We start from the raw sequence: 13409 nt of genomic DNA, 5'->3' as shown, positions 1-13409 counted from the left end.
GCAAGCTGTTCCTGCCCGATTCCCTCCGGCGTATGGCTTCTTCTTGGTGCGCTCTTGTCGTGGCGGCACTTCTCCGAAAAAGCATATTAACTTGCAGCCGATCATGTTGTTGTCAAGGTACAGTGTGGTTTTGTAAGAAGTTGTGGACTTTCCAAAATGCCAAGGGGTTCGTTTCTGAAAGTAGTCCCTACACCCTATACAAACTTAAAGGGGTATTTTTAAACGGGGTCTTATGAAAATTTGGGGAATTTTCACTTTTTCAAACAACCTCCTATACCTATAACATTCTAAAACGGGTGTTTGGCAACCTGATTTTCAAATTTTGTTTGGAAAACTTCTTACACCAATATGAATCTATAGGGCCGTTTTGGAATACCATTTTGAAAATTTCACAATTTAGAGCAAAAAGAAAAACGGCAAAGTTTGCAATGAAACTTTGCCGTTCTTGGACGAGATTGTAAGGTAGTTAGGTATGCAGTTTTGCACATTCAGATCTTTTCTACGGGGATAAATTGATTGTGGAGTGGTACAATGATTAGGCTCGTTATGAGTGTGCCAAACCGATGCAGACCTGTACACAGGCTATATGGAGTTTGAAATCCGTAAGGAATGATTTTCTTTTTGTCTGACTGCTCCGTACAGCGAGGAACGCAGACAAAAACCTGCTGACTGCTTGTCAAAAGGAAACTCAAACAAATCAAAAAAGTGAACGCGCAAGTCCAAACGGCATCTATTAAAAACAATGGCTCACTGATAATCCACAGCGAGCCATTGTTTTTCCATCCATCTTGTGGTACTCTATTACACAGATAAGCGTGTTTGGAAGGTACATGGATATGCCTGAAAGAAATATGGTAAATCTTACAATTACTATGACAAGAGAAGAAAGCAAGGTTCTAAAGCAACTTGCGCTTGATAAAGATATTACAGTTTCTGCGTTAATCCGTTTGTGGTTGCAGGAACAGCAGAAAGTCGAGGTGAAAGGATAATGGCTCGCAATAATGAGTTAGGTGCAGCAAAAACAGCTAAAAAAGATGAATTTTACACTCAACTTACTGATATAGAAAAAGAAATGCGATATTATCGTAAGCACTTCAAAGGAAAAACCGTCCTTTGCAACTGCGATGACCCATTCGAAAGTAATTTTTTCAAATACTTTGTATTGAATTTCAATCGGCTTGAACTAAAAAAGCTGATTGCCACGTGTTATGCGACTTCCCCAATTATGGGAAGTCAGCTAAAATACTGTATGGACGCCAGTGGACAGATGTATATATCATTTGATAGTGAACTCACTGCGGACAACAATACTAAACGTCCTTACAAAGCAGTAGTTTCTGTAGTTTATGATAAAACCGGCGACGGCGGTGTGGATATGTTCGATGTAGCAGAATTATTCCGGTCTGGAGAAAATCAGCTTACGGAACTTTCCGGCGATGGAGATTATCGTTCCGATGAGTGTTTAGAACTGTTACAAGAGGCCGATATTGTTGTAACAAATCCACCGTTTAGCAAGTTCAGGGAATATGTTTCAACATTGATAAAATATGACAAAAAGTTTATTATCATTGGTAATATAAATGCAGCGACATACAAGGAAACATTCCCCTTGATTCAGCATAATAAAATGTGGCTCGGTGCAAGTATCCATTCTGGAGACCGTGCGTTTTATGTTCCCGATGATTATCCACTCGACGCAGCTGGTTGCGGCATCGATGAAAGCACTGGGAGAAAGTTTATTAGAGTTAAGGGCGTTCGCTGGTACACAAATTTGGATCATAAGCAAAGACATGAGGAACTAATACTTGTCAAGCGATATTCTCCTGAATTGTACCCTCGTTTTGATAATTATGATGCAATAAACGTTAACATCACAGCAGATATTCCTTGCGACTACGCAGGAATGATGGGCGTTCCAATTACTTTTTTAGATAAATACTGTCCGGAACAATTTGAAATTATTGGACCGGAAAGTGCCCCTAGTAATCCTGAGACACTGAATTTGGGAAAAGATTATAGCGAATATATTGGTTACTCGCAGGATCGCGTTCCTAATGGACGTACCGGGTCAACATTTGGAAAACGTCCTGTTATAGAAATGGACGACAAGAAGCACCCCTATTATGAAAAAGATGGACGTAGGGTGCAAACAACCTACCACCGAATATTCGTTCGGAACAAACATCCCGAAACGCCGAAGGAAGTGCAAGTGTAATGGAAATTCAAGAATTAAAGGTCACTATTGGGCAAGTTTATGAGGGCTACTTCAACGATGCTGAAGAAGGCGTTGTTGGTTACGATGAACGTCTTGATATTCGCCCAAAGTATCAGCGAGAGTTCGTTTATAAAGACAAGCAGCGGGACGAGGTAATCCGTACCGTGATGAAAGGTTTGCCTCTAAATGTGATTTACTGGTGTAAGGTCAAAAAAGAGGATGGTTCTGACGGTTTTGAGGTTTTAGATGGGCAGCAACGTACTATTTCCGTTTGTGAGTATGTCGATGGTACATTCTCCGTTGATGATAAGTACTTTTATAACCTGCCTTCTGATAAGCAGAAACATATTTTAGACTATCCTTTGTTCGTTTATGTGTGTGATGGAACTGATTCCGAGAAGTTGGATTGGTTTAGAATCATCAATATTGCCGGCGAACAGCTTACCGATCAGGAACTACGAAATGCGGTTTACGCTGGTTCTTGGGTTTCGGATGCCAAACGGTATTTTTCAAAGACCGGTTGTGCTGCCGATACTCTTGCAGGTGATTACTTAAAGGGCGCTTCTATCCGTCAGGAGTATCTGGAAACTGCTATTTCATGGGCAGCGAGTGCCGAGGGAAAAACAATTGAAGCATACATGGGCCAGCATCAGAACGACCCAAGTGCTGTTCTCCTTTGGAACTATTTCCGTTCTGTGATCGATTGGGTACAGGCTATTTTTCCTAAAAAACGTAAAGAGATGAAAGGGCTGCCCTGGGGATTGTTTTACAACACACACGGCAAGCGAACAGACCTCGACCCTAAAATGTTGGAGGCAGAGATTCAACGCCTTATGGGGGATGAAGATGTCACAAAGAAATCTGGCATTTATGAATATCTGCTGACAGGAGAAGAAAAGAAGCTGTCCATTCGTGCTTTTGACCGCTGTGATGCTCTTGCGGCGTATGAAAAACAAAAACATAGATGCGCAATTTGCGGCGGAGAATTTGAGTTTGAACAGATGCATGCCGATCATATTACTCCGTGGAGCAAAGGCGGAAAAACAACACCGGATAATTGCCAGATGCTTTGCCGCGACTGCAATTTGAAAAAGGGTGCACAAGAATAGTTACTAGGAGCAAATTATACTTTCGTTTAGAAGGAGCGTTATGGGCGTAAGGTTAACGGGTATAAGCACACCTGTAGGTGGGGTTTCATGGGAATATACCAAAGGAGCGGAGCGCTCCGCTCCTCTGTCGATATTTCCTAGACAAAAAATCAAAGTATTCATTAGCTCGATTTGCGGTGTGGAAAAATATGATAAAGTACGAGATGAATTAAAAACTGCTATTGAGCGCACACAATTAGCGTATGTCTACACTTTTGAGAGTAAAGAGGCGTCTACATTGCCTGCGGGCAATCATTACACATGGGCGTTAGAGGATAGTGACATTTGTATTTTCTTAATAGATAATACAGATGGAATAAAGCCAGGAGTACAGGCAGAGATCGACACTGTCAAAAAACATAATATTAAGGCTTTGTACTATTTCTGTGATGAAACGCAAAAAGAAAAAACAGCACTGGAACAAAGCTTGATGGGGGCACATTTTGCCAAAAGTAAAACCGTTCACCATTTTAGTGAATTGAGCCAAGATGGGGCTCAGGCGTTGATAGACGACATCGTTGCTGTATATCACTACTATTGTACCGGAAAAATAGTTTTGAACTCCGGTGAAAATGATGAAATTCAAGCAGTGGACGTTGTTGGTACAGAAAAGTATCAGCTTCCTACAATTCCCAAATCTACATTAAAAAATGTGGATAAATGTAGAGATTACTTTTTGAAGTTTGTTCTTGGATATTCCCGAGGCAGATACCCGGATGAAACGGAAAATACAAGTGAATTTGATGATTGGGGTATCCAGTTTCTCCCGATATTGTTTGAAGGCAAATCAATCAAACACTTTAATACAGCAATGTATCTGGATGCATTAAAGGTGCAGCAAGATAATGGACATTATCAGGTCGTTCAAATTCGCTGGCAAGCAATTCAGGCGTATTTTGCTGGAAATATCGAAAAGTGTGTGGAATATCTTGAATCAGCGTTAAGTCTTGCAAAAGAAACGAATCAACCAACATGGGTTATAAAAGATATTCTGGTAGACCTGCGCAATCAGTCCTTGACCCGTTGTATTATAAGAAATGAGTATTCTGATATACCCGCACAAAAAGAATTAACGGAAAGTAGCGAAGAACTCTATTATCCAATTCTTGACCGTATCCATGAATCGCTACATGAAAAATACATAGAGGGTTTGTATAAAAAGAAAATAGAATCACCTTATTCAGTCACCATAGGCAATAATTTAGATCAATATGGTGAAATGCTTGCAAGTTCACTTATTGTATCTATGTACAATGGTTCATTGACTCATATTTTGCTTATCTATGAAAAAATCAGGGACTTTGTATTCTACCTGAGCTGTAAATATGATGACTGGAATCTTAGACTCAACCTGTACAAACTTGCGATTTTCGCAGGAGACGAAAAGGAAATTAAGGGAATACAGAACTCTTTCCCTGAGGTTCTGAATAACCTAACTGCTGCTGAAGCAAAGTCTATCATGGACTTTTGCCTAAATCATCCGATAAAATATAAGCGATTAAGGAGTCAACTGCGAGCATTTGGCTCAGTAGGATATTTTCTGGATGATAAACACTATAAATCTTGTGAAAAATCTATTGTTGACGAAATTAAATCGTGGTTGAATAGTGATACTGCTGTTGTGGATATAGGGCAAGACATATTCGGGTGTCTCTCTGGAGTAGCCTATCGTATGTCACAAGATATACTCAGCGAAATCTGCTGCCAATTCATCGACAGACATTATAGTCGCTGGTATATGGATATGTTTAAATTCATCGCAAATCATATTGATCTTCGGAAAATGAGCGATGAATCTGCAAAAGCACTTGTTGAACATATTAATTGTGTGCTTGATAACGAAAAGGAGCGAAAACAAGTTAATTATTCTCCGTTCTTCTTATGCGTTCTCAGAAAGCAAGATCGTGCTATCACAGGGGACATGGACAAAAAAATAGCCGAATACTTACCAAACTATTACGGAGGAGCCTATAAATTAGAAACGTCAGAAAACGAAAACCAAGATATGCCTGGATTTATACAAGAATACACCGAGCGTATTCGAACAAGCGATGAAGAGCAGGGAAAAAATGGCGTTTATTTTGGACATGGCACACGCGAGATTGCAACTGTCAGAACTATTTTGTTAAAGAATGAGCTCGCATATGATGCAGGTACTATGGACATGCTCATATCTGTAGTTGCAGATACCCTCTTGATTTCTAAAGAAGAAATCTCCACAAAACTTGACGCAATAGCACTTCTCATATGCATTGTGGTAAAATATCCTGAACATTATGCACGAAATCAATGTGTATTTGAGAAACTGTATGAGCAGCAGAGTACGATTGAAACTTCCGATAATTCGATTATTTCATCCAATATCGATCGTGTTTCTTTGAAAATCGGATTGCAACTTCTGTTTGCCTCGATAGGAAAAAATGTATACAGAAACATACTCGAATTAATGCCGTATATTCAAGGAGATGTTGCAACAACAATCGCAGTAACTCATTTGATCGTTGAATATTTGGAAACCTCAGATGCGGTTATGCTGCCATCCAGAGTGGAGGCTATTATCCTTCAGAATGTTTTACAGTGGCTCCATTCAGAATATACAGATATAAGATGGAATGCTACACGCATTCTTTTCACGATGTCTCGCAATCCGGATAATTATGGCATTGTAAACCACCAGCTAGTGAATCTTATAGATTCTGATAGCGTATATATCAAAAATTTAATCATACGCCATTTGTATACAATGAACGGGATTGCCTATGGAACAAAAGATTATATTGTTTCCAAGTGCAAACAGGATGCCAATTTCGTTGTTAGAATGGTTTGTGACGAAGTGGAAAAAGGCGCAAACAAAGAATAGAGAAGAAAACCAGTCGAGCGGCTTATTATTGCTACAAACACAAGCGTTATCGTATGAAAACTGCGAAGCGGTTGAAAAATGTCTTTCAAGACCTGTTTCGTGCAAAAATCGATGATGTGCAAAATCAAAAATGATGTTAGGTGAATCCTGACAGTCAATAATATAAAATCCACGGCTTGTAAACGCAAATAGCATATACCAGTCGTGGATTTTTACTTTAGTGATAAATTAGAGTCGTTTTTATAACTTCCTCCGCTCGATTCTGGATTCTGTTCATCCTTTGCACCCATTCCATTTGATTTGCAGCTTTCAATTCTTCGTTCACACCCTCACGTTCAGCCATCTGCTGAGTAAGCAACTCCAACTGTTCCTCTGCCTGTGCATCAATGTCAGCCAGATAGCTGTTCAATCTGCCAGACAGCAGGAGGGCCTGATACCGTGCTGAATGATGTTCTTTGAGATACCGTTTGTACATTCTACCCCAGCGGCCAACAGGACGAGAATCCTCTGCCAGAATCAAGGCAGGAAAATAGTAATCTCCGACCAGCACATAGTCCAGCCCATTATTTTCATCATGCAATCTAGTGTTCGGCTTTTCCATTGCACACCTCAAATCTTTCTCTGCTGGCGCAGGTACTCTTCAAAAATGCTTCTCCGAATCAAAATTTTCCGGCCAATCTTATAGACAGCCCCACATTCATGTGCCATCCGGGTGACTGGTTTCAGTCCCAGCCCATAATAATCGCTTGCCATGCTGTAAGTCACGAACTCATGCCGCATAAAATCCATATCTTCATCGTCAATCTGGTCGGAGAACATCCACACACTGCCGCTCACTCGTCCTCGACCTCCTCCACGGTAATTTTTCTTGCAGGTTCGTGGAAGCGTTCTAAATAGGCATCAAAAATCTCCCGGTTGATAAGCACCGTGCTGTCGAAGCGGTAGATTGCCCCGGCATCGCTGGCAAGCTCCAGCAGCTTCTTGTGGGATAAGCTGTACACGATTTCTGCCTGCTGGTAGCGCAGGAACTGGCGGCGCAGCTTGCGAAGCTGGTCAGGGATTTCTTTCATGGGTTTGATGGGCTTGTAGTCGTTTTTCATAATCTTATCCTCCGTTTTTTGTGACTGTCTGACAGAAGTTGGCCGCAGGAGCAAAAGAAAAGAGCACCTCTCGGATGGTTCCAAGAAGTGCTCTTACAGCTTTGTTCAAGCCTTGTGCGTTTTTATCTGAAATCCGTCACGCTTCATAACGGGACGTGATTCTTCGGGATTTTGCTGTCAAATTGATGTCAAAACGGGGATGCCACAGCTTTTGCAAGAAATCCAGCAAATAAATATTTCGTATTATCGCTTGTTTTTTGCAACTTACTGGTCGATGGGCTTCATCGTGGGGATGTCATCGACGAGCAGTTATAAGCCTTTATTTCTTGATACTACTCTACACCGCAAGGGTTGATTTTTGCCTTTCCATTTACATCTCTACACAAGCCTTTATCCGAACTGTATCGTTTGGCGTATGAATTGGCGTAAATGGCGTATGGCGTATTTGGCGTATTTGGCGTATGCTTTATTTTATTCTTCAGGATCTTTCCACTGTGCGAATTGGCGGTCAAGATTTTCAAATTCGGACTTACGCAGTTCCTTAGTCACATCCGCATAGATGTTCAAGGTCGTGGAAATATCCGAATGTCCCAGCGCATCCTGAATCACCTTGATATTCACGCCCGCTTCGCACATCCGGGTCGTGAAAGTATGCCGCAGGGTATGGCAGCTGAACCGCGGCAGGAGTACGGTGCTGTTCGGGTTCTTCGCCAGTACTTCATCGTTGCAGTCCCGGATGATGCGCCGGATGGCCTTGTTCAGCGTTCCCTGATGCTGGCACTCGCCAAAGCGGTTGACAAAGATGAAGTCCGTGTAGCCATCTACCGTTACGGTGCAATGGATCTCTGCTTCTTCCTGATAGGCACGTTCCTTTTCAAAAGCTTCTTTCACAAAGTCCATCATTGGAACGGTACGGACACCAGCCTTCGTTTTGGGCGAGTGGCAGTTGAAGTAACAGCCTTTCTTGCCGCCGTTGTTCTCACGATGGTCGTAGTTGACCAGCGTGTGATTGACGGAGATCGTGCTTTCCTCAAAATCTACATCGCACCAGCGCAGACCCGTAGCTTCTCCTACGCGCAGGCCCGTTCCCAGCATGACTGCGAAAATCGGGTACCAGTGCTGGTACTTCGGCGTTTTGGAGAGGTAGGACAGCAGCAGATTCTGTTCTGCAACGGTCAGTGCCTTACGGCGGTTGGTTTCAAACTGGTGTGCCTTTTTCAGTTCCCGCAGAACATTGTCCGAAGGGTTGCTCCGCAGATAGCAGTCATCCACCGCCATGTCCAACACCTGATGCAGAACCGTGTGTACACTGTCGATCGTAGAGATCTGCAAGCCCCGCTCGTCTGCCAGCGTGTTGTAGAACTGCTTCACATCCGACTTTTTGAGCGCAGACACCTTCGATTTGCCAAAATCCGGCTCCACGAACTGCCGATAAAGGTACAGATAGTTCTGAAAGGTGTTGTCCTTCAGACCACGCTTCACCTTTGCCCACAGGGTGAACACATCGTTCAGGGTGACGTACCGGGCTTCTGCCTTGATACCTTCCAGCGAATCCCGCTGAATGTCGTTTTCCTTTTCCCGAAGTTCCTCCAAGGTCGCAGCATAAATAGAATGCCGCTTGCCATCCGGGGAAGTCCAACGGAAATCGTACTTGCCATCTTTGCGCTGGGATTCGCCTTTGCGGAGAACCACACGCGCCTTGTCCTTGCGTTTCGTATTCTGAGTTGTTGCCATGAGCGTTGCTCCTTTCTACATCGCGGTGCAGAAAAGAGCGTTGTTCTGTGTTCATAGTACCACAGATACGCCATTCTCTGCAAGACGTTTTGAAAAATATCCGGGACATTTTCAAAGCGAGTACATTCGCTCCGTGTATTCATCCAGCTTGCGCCGCTTGATGAGCCGCTTGGAACCCACCCACAGCACGAACTGGCAATGTTCGTTATCCGATAATGAACGCAGCTTGTTGATGCCAATGCCGGAATAAGCCGCAGCTTCTTCCAGCGTCAGATTGCTCTTTTCCCAAATCGGGACATCTTTCATAGGCAGACCTCCAATTCCTTGTAACCGAACGCCTGTAACCGGGCAGGAAAACTCTCTTTTTCTGTACGCAGGGCATTCGGTGCGCTTTATACTTTTTCTTATTCTTTTAAGGTTACATGGTTACAGAAAGAGGAAAACGCAGCGGTCATGCGGCTTTTGCGCCGTAACTGAGGTGTAACCGAATCTGTAACCAGACGTGTAACCGCTGTCCATCAGAAGGGAAAGCCCAGCTGCTTGGCTTCCGCGTCCGTTATTTCGGAGAAATTTTCAGCCCCGGTTTCGGGGCTGGTTACGCGCTCCCAGCCTTTCTGAACGCCGTACTTCGGGTAACGCTTGGCGGTCTTGTGCGCCTGCCAGCCTTGGATATCGCCGCGCGAAATTCCCGTGTTCATGATCTCGCAGATAGCACGGGTCTCCCACTCAGCCGGGATGTTCGTGTTGCCCAGCGCCTCCGCATAAAGCTGCTTGGAACACACCCGGTCACCCGTGTAGTCCTCCAGAAAGGCGTAGATCATGCCAGCCTGCGCATCCTCCTGCATGAAGTCCTGCTGATGGGCTTGCAGGGTTTCCTGCATGGCATGGCTGAACGCCAGTTTATAATTGCCGCTGTTGTAAATCGTCATGGCTTCTGCCCAGAGCTGGTCGATATAGGCACGGGATTCTTCCTCGTTGTCCAGAATGTGGACTTCGGCCAGTTCCGCATCCACCGGGACAGGGATAAAGCGGCGGTTGCCTGTGCGGTCACGGGGCAAAAAATCCTGCCGGTTGGTCGTACCAGCAAAGACGCACTGGCGCAGACGATCGGCAGGATGGGTTTCATAGGGAATTTTATAGGTTTCCTTCTGCTTGCTGAGAAAGCTCTTGATCTCCTCGATGCTCTTGGCGTTGGCGGTGGCGATCATCTCTGACATTTCAATGATCCAGTGGCCTTGCAGTTTGCGATACACGTTGTCGTCGTCCAGTCGCCGCAGGTCATCCGAGAACCACTCGTCCTTGACTGCCAGTAGCCGGAAGAAAGTGGACTTTCCCACACCTTGACCTCCCACCAGACAGAGCATGGTCTCAAATTTACATCCCGGCTGGAACACTCGCTTGATGGCTCCCAGCAGGAAAATTTTCATGGCTTCGCAAGTGTACTCGTCCTCCGCAGCACCGAGAAAATGGTGTAGGACGTGGGCTATCCGTTCCGTGCCGTCCCATTGCAGACCGTTCAGGTAATCCCGGATGGGGTGGTAGCGGTTCTCGTTGGCAACAATGCGGATGGCAGATTCAATTTTCTTCTCACTGGAAATGCCGTACTTCTCCATCCGGCGCAGGATATACTTCATGTCCGTGTCGTTCAGCGTCTTGCTAGAGCGGGGCCAGCCCACAGGCTTTACAATGTCGATGCGTTCGCTCAACAGGTTCAGCCGGATGGCATCTGCCAGCACATGGTCATTCTGCAGAATCGTGATGCAGTTCTGGATCGTCCGTTGGATTTCACCGTTGGAGTGCTTGACCAGCATTTCTTTTACGTCCGCAACGGTGTGGGGAGTGCGTTCTTCGTGGACTTCTTTGCTCAATAACATCACCTCGTACTATTATTGAAAACAATTTTCTGATTTTTCGGCGGCAGGCGGTGCGGACGGCTTCCGTTGGGTCTGTTCCGCCTGCAAGCGGTTCAGCAGTTGCAGAACAGAATCCCGTGCTTTTTCCTTGATCTGCTCCTTGCCTTTCTGTCGGACTTCCGGCTTCAGCAGCTTCTCCTGCAAACGAGTGGCGGTGGTTTGCATCGTCTTGAGGAATTTGTTCAGAACACCGTCCAGATGCTTGGCGGCGTACTCCCGTGTAGCCTGCGGTGCTTTGCGTTCCGGGGACAGCACCCACCTTTTCGTGTCCTCGATCATCCGCATATCTTCCTTCCGGGTCTCCGTTCGGACAGCATCTGTCACGACCTCCACTGCCTCGTCGTAAGCCGCTGCTGAAACATCTTCCAGCAGGGTCTCCATGTCCGAAACTTTCAGGGTCAGCTCATCCAGCTTGCTCTGCTGGGCGGAAAGCTGTTCCTTCTGCTTGGCAAGGATATAGTCCTGCTTTTCGAGATACTGCCGGTTGCCGTATTCCGCTTCCTCCTCCAATTCCAGACCATGCCGCTTGGCGATGTCAAACAGTATCTTCCGGCAGGCTGCATCAAAGGTAATTTTGCGGTTGTTGCGGCGGCTGAGGGGCTTGTCCGGATTAGGCAACTCAAAGCCTAGAGTTTCCAGCGCCTTTTCCTGCTGGGGTGCCACCTCACCGTACTTGTTCTCGCAGTCGAACACATGGCGCTCGTGGATGTGGGGCGTACTCTCATCCAGATGCAATGCCCAGTCCAGCACATGGACGTGTTCGCCAAATTTGCCCTTGAATTCCTCAATGAACTCCGTGACGATATTCAGTAAGTCCTCTGCGGAAGCGTGTTCATCCAGCGTTCCAAGCTGGTAGATAGTCTCTTCCGGGCAGGTCTTGCGGCTGGACAGCAGGTCGGGAATGGAGCGGTTTCGTTCCGTATGCCGAATCTTGGCGTTGCGCTCGTTTTGTCTTTCGATGAACTCCGAATAGTGGTTCTCGTAGAATTGCCGTTCCACCTCTGAGAATGTCCCTGCCAGATCATCCGGGTCTTGTGGGGCGATGGCAGAGCGGAAACCGTGAAAGCAGTCCCAGTAGATGTTGCCCTTGGCGCGTTCCGGGTCGATGTGCTCACTGTTGGCAAGGTTGAAACTGCGGTCATTGTGTTTGGGGTTGTAAGTGCCGTGGGCTCCGGCTCGTCCGTTGTGCCGTGTTAATTTCAGATAGACATCCCTCCGTTTCGACTTATTGGCGTGGGAGAACGCAGCAGCGAAGCTGCTGGATCTGCCGCCGTTTTGCGCCAGATAATACCCAGTAGGATATGACGCACAGCATCATATCACTGGGGCAAAGAGCTGCACTCTCTGCACTCTTGCTCCGGGCAAGCTGGCGGTCAAAGATTTGCGAATCCCTGCCCACCAGCTCGTCCGGCTTTTTCAGTGGGTCATTTTGACCCTCTGATTCCGTTACGGGTAAAATCAAGTGCCGGGTGGCGGCACCTGATTTTCAACAGACCTTGCAGCGTTACGGAAAACGATGTGCTCATTTTGACCACTTGGTTTTCCGTAACAGGTCGATGAATTTCCGTTCCCACATTCGGGAGGAGATTAAGTTTCATTTGGCAGATGCGTTACGCTTAACCAAGTGCTCATTTTGAGCACTTGCAGCATCCGTAACACGTTTTCGATAGTCTTTTTGCCGACAGGCATTGCTGCAATAACGGGCACCTGCACGTTTGGGCGTGAATTTTTCGCCGCAGCACTGGCAGACTAAATCTTGACGGTGCATTTGACGGTATTCCCGCTGTCGCCGATTGTTGGCCTGATTGCCGCACCAGTAGCTGTGACAGTATTTCTTGGTGTAGATGGTGGTGTAGAACACCCGACCGCAGCCGCCGCAGATAAGTTTGCGGATAGCGTATCCTCCGGCAGTAAAACCCGTTTCCTCATACGATTCTTTCAAATAATCCTGATTGTTCTGCTCCCATTCTTCGTTTGTCACATACATGGAGATGACCCTCCTTTCACTGGCGTTACAGAAAATCAATGTGGTCAATTTGACCACATTATTTTCTGGTAACTGAGGAATCAACGTTTAGCCGTTCTCCCTGCATGGATTTCCTGCCCCCTTCCGGCGGCGTTTTCCGGCTCACCCTTACGGGGTCATCGCCGGGTATCCCATGCAGACGATCATGCGGTTTTCAAGGTGCGGTGCGAGATTTGGCAATAAAAAAATCGCCACACAGCAACCTGAACCTGACCATTCCTTCCGGGATGGCCTTGGTTCTGGTTCGTTATGTAGCGATAAGAAAGTCAAAAACTTGCTCCGGCTCCTTCGGGAGCCGAGCTGGAACTCTAAGTAAATATGTTATATTAAATTGTTGGAATAGACTACCACATAAATCGAGCTTTGTCAACAAAAAGTTTTGAAAACACGCCACTTTCGGCGGTTTGCAAGAA

At 45.7% G+C, this 13409-nt stretch carries 12 protein-coding genes; 4 read left to right on the top strand and 8 right to left on the bottom strand.

The features are described 5' to 3' along the window. The first annotated feature begins 836 nt into the window (after positions 1-836). From MTP41_RS05770 to MTP41_RS05755, 4 genes are read left to right on the top strand one after another with little or no spacing between them, the layout of a single operon-like run. Positions 837-989, top strand: a complete 153-nt coding sequence (locus MTP41_RS05770) for a hypothetical protein (RefSeq protein WP_179859639.1) — start codon at positions 837-839, stop codon at positions 987-989. After that, a complete protein-coding gene (locus MTP41_RS05765) occupies positions 989-2215 on the top strand; it encodes an adenine-specific methyltransferase EcoRI family protein (RefSeq protein WP_249236404.1) in 1227 nt (408 codons plus the stop codon). The genes MTP41_RS05770 and MTP41_RS05765 overlap by 1 nt, the downstream gene beginning before the upstream one ends. Continuing rightward, positions 2215-3324, top strand: a complete 1110-nt coding sequence (locus MTP41_RS05760; RefSeq protein ID WP_249236403.1) for an HNH endonuclease family protein — start codon at positions 2215-2217, stop codon at positions 3322-3324. The genes MTP41_RS05765 and MTP41_RS05760 overlap by 1 nt, the downstream gene beginning before the upstream one ends. Positions 3325-3364: 40 nt before the next feature. Then, a complete protein-coding gene (locus tag MTP41_RS05755; RefSeq protein ID WP_249236402.1) occupies positions 3365-6223 on the top strand; it encodes a hypothetical protein in 2859 nt (952 codons plus the stop codon). A 217-nt stretch (positions 6224-6440) separates the two neighbouring features. On the opposite strand, the gene MTP41_RS05750 is transcribed toward MTP41_RS05755, so the two are convergent. From MTP41_RS05750 to MTP41_RS05715, 8 genes are all read right to left on the bottom strand, one after another. Continuing rightward, entirely contained in the window at positions 6441-6824 is a 384-nt protein-coding gene (locus tag MTP41_RS05750) for a TnpV protein (RefSeq protein ID WP_097777263.1), read from the bottom strand. 8 nt (positions 6825-6832) lie between these two features. Further along, positions 6833-7060, bottom strand: a complete 228-nt coding sequence (locus MTP41_RS05745) for an excisionase (RefSeq protein ID WP_097777264.1) — start codon at positions 7058-7060, stop codon at positions 6833-6835. Next, positions 7057-7323, bottom strand: a complete 267-nt coding sequence (locus tag MTP41_RS05740; RefSeq protein WP_097777265.1) for a DUF6462 family protein — start codon at positions 7321-7323, stop codon at positions 7057-7059. The genes MTP41_RS05745 and MTP41_RS05740 overlap by 4 nt, the downstream gene beginning before the upstream one ends. 471 nt (positions 7324-7794) lie before the next feature. Next, positions 7795-9057, bottom strand: coding sequence for a tyrosine-type recombinase/integrase (locus MTP41_RS05735; protein ID WP_249236401.1), 1263 nt, complete (start codon positions 9055-9057; stop codon positions 7795-7797). Positions 9058-9168: 111 nt separating this feature from the next. Beyond that, entirely contained in the window at positions 9169-9363 is a 195-nt protein-coding gene (locus MTP41_RS05730; protein WP_207697709.1) for an excisionase, read from the bottom strand. A 212-nt stretch (positions 9364-9575) separates the two neighbouring features. After that, entirely contained in the window at positions 9576-10868 is a 1293-nt protein-coding gene (locus MTP41_RS05725; RefSeq protein ID WP_249236561.1) for a virulence-associated E family protein, read from the bottom strand. Positions 10869-10943: 75 nt separating this feature from the next. Then, the gene (locus MTP41_RS05720; protein WP_249236400.1) at positions 10944-11969 is read right to left on the bottom strand and encodes a hypothetical protein; all 1026 of its coding nucleotides are present in this window, start codon (positions 11967-11969) and stop codon (positions 10944-10946) included. Positions 11970-12564: 595 nt separating this feature from the next. After that, complete coding sequence (locus MTP41_RS05715; protein ID WP_249236399.1) at positions 12565-12957, bottom strand: hypothetical protein; 393 nt, start codon at positions 12955-12957, stop codon at positions 12565-12567. Positions 12958-13409: the final 452 nt, after the last annotated feature.

This window comes from Faecalibacterium sp. I4-3-84 (genome assembly GCF_023347255.1).
GTDB lineage: Bacteria > Bacillota > Clostridia > Oscillospirales > Ruminococcaceae > Faecalibacterium > Faecalibacterium taiwanense.
This window is presented reverse-complemented; position numbering and strand designations above follow the sequence as displayed.

What these genes read in the sequence shown, in the direction of transcription:
- MTP41_RS05770 (WP_179859639.1), top strand. Translation starts at nt 837, where the DNA reads ATGCCTGAAAGAAATATGGTAAATCTTACAATTACTATGACAAGAGAA.
- MTP41_RS05765 (WP_249236404.1), top strand. Translation starts at nt 989, where the DNA reads ATGGCTCGCAATAATGAGTTAGGTGCAGCAAAAACAGCTAAAAAAGAT.
- MTP41_RS05760 (WP_249236403.1), top strand. Translation starts at nt 2,215, where the DNA reads ATGGAAATTCAAGAATTAAAGGTCACTATTGGGCAAGTTTATGAGGGC.
- MTP41_RS05755 (WP_249236402.1), top strand. Translation starts at nt 3,365, where the DNA reads ATGGGCGTAAGGTTAACGGGTATAAGCACACCTGTAGGTGGGGTTTCA.
- MTP41_RS05750 (WP_097777263.1), bottom strand. Translation starts at nt 6,824, where the DNA reads ATGGAAAAGCCGAACACTAGATTGCATGATGAAAATAATGGGCTGGAC.
- MTP41_RS05740 (WP_097777265.1), bottom strand. Translation starts at nt 7,323, where the DNA reads ATGAAAAACGACTACAAGCCCATCAAACCCATGAAAGAAATCCCTGAC.
- MTP41_RS05735 (WP_249236401.1), bottom strand. Translation starts at nt 9,057, where the DNA reads ATGGCAACAACTCAGAATACGAAACGCAAGGACAAGGCGCGTGTGGTT.
- MTP41_RS05730 (WP_207697709.1), bottom strand. Translation starts at nt 9,363, where the DNA reads ATGAAAGATGTCCCGATTTGGGAAAAGAGCAATCTGACGCTGGAAGAA.
- MTP41_RS05725 (WP_249236561.1), bottom strand. Translation starts at nt 10,868, where the DNA reads ATGCTGGTCAAGCACTCCAACGGTGAAATCCAACGGACGATCCAGAAC.
- MTP41_RS05715 (WP_249236399.1), bottom strand. Translation starts at nt 12,957, where the DNA reads ATGTATGTGACAAACGAAGAATGGGAGCAGAACAATCAGGATTATTTG.